Source organism: Mesorhizobium sp. M4A.F.Ca.ET.022.05.2.1 (assembly GCF_003998845.1).
Lineage (GTDB): Bacteria > Pseudomonadota > Alphaproteobacteria > Rhizobiales > Rhizobiaceae > Mesorhizobium.
This window is the reverse complement of record NZ_RZOJ01000510.1, coordinates 1-3,699: the sequence shown is the minus strand read 5'-3', so window position 1 is coordinate 3,699 and position 3,699 is coordinate 1. Positions and strand designations below refer to the sequence as shown.

Annotated in this window: 2 protein-coding genes and 1 pseudogene; 1 reads left to right on the top strand and 2 read right to left on the bottom strand. The window is 64.2% G+C overall.

What is annotated here, in order from left to right; all coding sequences use genetic code 11:
- The coding region (locus EN745_RS31640; RefSeq protein ID WP_127423063.1) for a PAS domain-containing sensor histidine kinase at nucleotides 1-1,684 on the top strand (1,684 nt) is incomplete at its 5' end.
- Between the two features lie 105 nt (nucleotides 1,685-1,789).
- Here the strand turns inward: EN745_RS31640 and EN745_RS31635 are convergent.
- Nucleotides 1,790-2,260: a hypothetical protein gene (locus tag EN745_RS31635; RefSeq protein ID WP_126055756.1), complete on the bottom strand. Its 471-nt coding sequence runs from the start codon at nucleotides 2,258-2,260 to the stop codon at nucleotides 1,790-1,792.
- 146 nt (nucleotides 2,261-2,406) lie between these two features.
- Nucleotides 2,407-3,699 (bottom strand): annotated as a pseudogene (locus EN745_RS31630) (bifunctional [glutamine synthetase] adenylyltransferase/[glutamine synthetase]-adenylyl-L-tyrosine phosphorylase); the annotation flags it as partial.

The window sequence follows — 3,699 nt, the reverse complement described above, 5'->3', positions numbered from 1 at the left end:
CGTCACACTGTTTGTGCTGACGGCCGGGGTGCTGATCATCATCCTCTACGCCTATTTCGGCCAGGCAGCGCGCGCCCAGGCCGCCGACCGCATCTACCTCGAGGCGCATCAGCGCATCGACATGGCGCTGGTGCGCGGCCGCTGCGGTCTGTGGGACTGGGACATGGTGCGCGGCAAGATGTACTGGTCGCGCTCGATGTACGACATGCTGGGCTACGAACCCTGCGACAGCATGCTGTCCTTCGGCGAGGTCGACGAGATCATCCACCCGGAGGACGGCGACCTGTTCGAACTCGCCAATCGCATTGTCGAGCGCGAGATCGACCACATCGACCAGGTGTTCCGCATGCGGCACGCCGACGGGCAATGGGTGTGGATGCGCGCGAGAGCGCAGGTGATCGACCCGGAGGCGCCGGAAATCCAGCTGATCGGGATCGCCGTCGACGTCACCGAGCAGCGGCACCTGGCGCTGCGCTCGGAGGCGGCGGACCTGCGCTTGCGGACCGCGATCGAGAACATCAACGAATCCTTCGTGCTTTGGGACGCCGCCGAGCGGCTGATCATGTGCAATTCAAAGTTCCAGAAGGACAACGGCCTGTCGGACCGCGACGTGATGCCGGGCGCGACGCGCGCCGTGCTCGAGGAACGCATGCTGGCCTTCGCCTCGGAGCGCAGGCTGGCCAACGCCAATGGCCCACAGGGCGGCTCGACCTTCGAGCGGCAGCTTGCCGATGGCCGCTGGCTGCAGGTCAACGAACTGAGGACAAGGGACGGCGGCACCGTCTCGGTCGGCTCCGACATCACCCAGATCAAGCTGCATCAGGAAAAGCTGGTCGACAGCGAGCGGCGGTTAATGGCGACCATCCACGACCTCAGCCTGGCCCGCCGGGCGGAAGAAGAACGCGCCAGGGAGCTGGTCGAGCTTAACCGCAAATACATGAAGGAGACCGAGCGCGCCGAGGCGGCCAACCGCGCGAAGTCTGAATTCCTGGCCAACATGTCGCACGAACTGCGCACGCCGCTCAACGCCATCATTGGCTTCTCCGAGCTGATGGAACAAGGCCTGTTCGGGCCGCTCGGCTCGCCGCGCTACGAAGAATATGCCACCGACATCAACGGCAGCGGCAAATACCTGCTCGGCGTCATCAACGACATACTCGACATGTCGAAGATCGAGGCCGGCCAGTTCTCGATGGACCGCGAGGAGATCGACCTCTGCCCGCTGATCAAGGAGACGGTGCGCGTCATCTCGCTGCAGGCGGCGGAGAAATCGATCACGGTGGAGACCCGCATCGCTGATTCGATGCGGCTCTTCGCCGATCGCCGCGCGATCAAGCAGATCGCCATAAACCTTCTGTCCAACGCCGTGAAGTTCACCGGCCAGGGCGGCCACATCTCGGTCCGGGCGCGCAGCGCTTCAGGAGCCTTGGTGCTGACCATCGAGGACAATGGCTGCGGCATCCCCAAAGCGGCGCTGAGCAAGCTTGGCCGGCCCTTCGAGCAGGTGCAGAACCAGTTCTCAAAGAACCATGCAGGCTCGGGCCTCGGCCTGGCCATCTCGCGCTCGCTGGCCGAGCTGCAGGGCGGCGCGCTGAAGATCCGCTCGACCGAAGGCGTCGGCACGATCGTGTCGGTGCGAATCCCGCTCAAGAAGGCGCCGCCTTCGGTGAAGGCGGCGGCTTGATTGATTTCCGTAGGAATCCTCGGCAACGCTAGCGGGACAGCGCGAAGTAACGAGGCCTTTTCGAGAATCCGGCAGCATAGCCCACCGGATCCGGATCATTCAGCTTCACTGCACGCCGTCACCGCCATTCCACTGCCGATGACGTCCGAAGCGGCCGCCCTTCGGCAGCTCGCCCTTTTCGATCTTGCCGTCATTGTTCTTGTCCAGCAAGGCGAACAGCTTCTTCTCGCGGCCAGTGATGTCGTCGGCGGTCAGCGTGCCGTCGCCCCTGGTGTCGTAGCGCTCGATGATGCGCCTGGCCATGCGCTCGAAGCGCGCCTTCTCCAGCGCGTCGGCGAGTTCGGCAACGGTGAGCCTGCCGCCATTTTGAGCAACCATCTTTTTCAGGCGCGAGTCCATGGCGTCAGAGAACTGGTCGAAGGTGATGGGGCCGTCAGAGTCCTTCATCGCCTTGCCGAGGCGTAACATCAAGTTGTCACGCATATTGGCGCTGGCGTTATTTTCGGCATAGGCCGTCGTGCCGACGGCGCCGGCAAGGGCTGCGAAAGCAAGGGCAAGCTTGGTTGACTTTCTCATTGGTCTTCTCCTGTTGCATCGTCACCCCCGATGCCAGGACGGCAACCTCCTCAATCAGATTCAGGCCGCCATCCTATCTCCTTGTTTAAGCATCGGATTTTCTCCGCATCGGCTCCAACGCTCCCGCCTTGAGGTTCATCCGCCCATCATGATTTTTTCGCACGCAGCAAAAGGTCGAAATCCTGTCTGACCTTTGGCGACGTCTCCTTGAGATGTGCTTCAAGAACAGCGAAATCCGGCACGTCAGTCACCGCCAGAAGCAGATCTGAAAGCCCCGGTGGCACGTCGTCGCGCTGGATCTCACCGGTGAGGCAAAGCCTGATCATCTGGGTCAGCGCCAGATAGAGCGCGTAGGCATCGCACAGCTGCTGCCTGACATCGGCGCCGGCGAAGTCGGGCGCCAGCCTTGCCAGGATGTCGGCCGTCGCCGTCACCCTGCGGCCGGCCGCGACATGGCCGGTGAGCACCGCAACCTGAGCGATGAACTCGAGGTCGATCAGGCCGCCGGGGATCAGCTTGATGTCCCAGGGATCGCGCGGCGGCTTTTCCTTCTCGATCATGGCGCGCATCTCGGATGCATCGGCCATCACCTTGGCGGCATCGCGCGGCAGGGCCAAGATCGCGGCCACCTCTGTTTCCACCTCGGCGCACAGTGCCGCGTCGCCGCCGATGGTGCGGGCCCTCGCCAGCGCCATGTGCTCCCAGGTCCAGGCATCGTGGCGCTGGTACTTCTTGAAAGCATCGACATGAGTGGCGACCGGCCCCTTGTTGCCGGAGGGGCGCAGGCGAAGGTCGAGCTCGTAGAGCACTCCCTCCGCCGTCGGCGCCGAAACGGCGGCAATCAGGCGCTGCGTCATGCGGGTATAGTAGTGAGAAGGCGCCAGCGGCTTTTCGCCGTCGGATTCCTCGGCATCCGCGTCGTGGTCGTATAGCAGGATGAGGTCGACGTCGGAGCCGGCGGTGAGTTCGCGGCTGCCGAGCTTGCCCATGCCGAGCAACGCCACCCTCCCCCCTGCGATCCGGCCGTGGCGCATTGCGAACTCGGCGCTGACCGCCTGCAATGCCGCCTCGATTGTGAGATCGGCGAGATCGGAAAAGGCGCGGCCGGCACGGGTCGGATCGATCGAGCCGGCGAGCAACCGCACACCGATCAGGAATTTCTGCTCCGAGGCAAAGATGCGCAAGCGGTCGAGCACGTCCTCATAGGCGCGGTCGCCTTCGATGAAGGCGGCCAGCCGCGCCGACAGGTAGGCGCGGTCGGGCAGTTCACTGAGCAGCGCCGGATCGAGCAGGCCGTCGAAGACATGCGGCCGGCGCGTGATGATGGCGGAGAGCCTGGGAGCGGCGCCCATGATGGTCGCCATCAACTGCAGCAAGGCGGGGTTGGATTGGAGCAGCGAGAAGAGCTGGATGCCGGCGGGCAGGGCGGCGAGGGACTC